Below are 960 nucleotides of genomic sequence, written 5' to 3'. Positions count from 1 at the left end.
GGGTGCTGAACCGCGAGGACTGGATCGAAAGTCACATCGTCGATGCGGCATCGATCGCGGTGTCGCGCCGCCACCGTCGTGCCAAGATGGATCGGCTTGATGGCGAGGCGCTGATCCGCGCCCTGCTGGCCGTCAAGCGGGGTGAGCCACGCGTCAGGTCGATGGTCCGGGTGCCGACGCCCGAGAATGAGGATCGCCGCCGGACCAACCGCGAGCGCAAGGTGCTGGTCGCCGAACGGGTCGAGCACGTCAACCGCATCAAAGGCCTGCTCTTCAGCCAGGGCATCCGCGACTACGAGCCTTTGGGCCGCGACCGGCGCGATCGCCTGGAAGAACTGCGGACCGGCGATGGCCGCGCCCTTCCGGCCCGCATGAAGGCCCAGATCGGCCGCGAACTTGACCGTCTCGAATTGCTGCTCGGCCAGATCAAGGCGGTGGAGGCCGAGCGCGACGCGCTGCTCGCCGCGACGGCGGTGGACGCCTCGACGCCGGCGGCGATGTTGCTCAAGCTGAAGGGCTTCGGGCCGGAATTCGCGACGATCCTCCACGCCGAAGGGCTGTTCCGGCATTTCAACAACCGCAGCAGGTGGCCGCCTACGCGGGACTGGCACCTTCCCCATCGAAGAGCGGCGCGATCGATCACGGACAAGGCGTGTCGTAATCCGCGGCTGCGAACGACGACGGTCGAGCTTGCCTGGCTGTGGCTGTGCCATCAGCCGGCCTCGGGCCTGGCCCGCTGGTTCAGCGAACGGGTGGCGCGCAACGGCGGCCGCCTCAAGAAGGCGATGATCGTCGCGCTCGCCCGCAAGCTGCTGGTGCCGCTGTGGAAATACGCGACCGCCGGCGTCATCATCGAGGGAGCGCTCATGAAAACCGCATGACCGCTCCACCACCCTTTTCCCCCATTCCGCAAAGGCCTGATCGGCCTTTCGGATCCAGGTGGGCGAACCGAAAATATGC

At 67.1% G+C, this 960-nt stretch carries 1 pseudogene; it reads left to right on the top strand.

The window, feature by feature from the left end:
• A pseudogene (locus tag NKH30_RS33055) lies at nt 1-881 on the top strand (IS110 family RNA-guided transposase); the annotation flags it as partial.
• Nucleotides 882-960 lie beyond the last annotated feature (79 nt).

The organism is Mesorhizobium sp. M1273 (genome assembly GCF_040318195.1).
In the GTDB taxonomy this organism is placed as follows: Bacteria; Pseudomonadota; Alphaproteobacteria; order Rhizobiales; family Rhizobiaceae; genus Mesorhizobium.
This window is presented reverse-complemented; position numbering and strand designations above follow the sequence as displayed.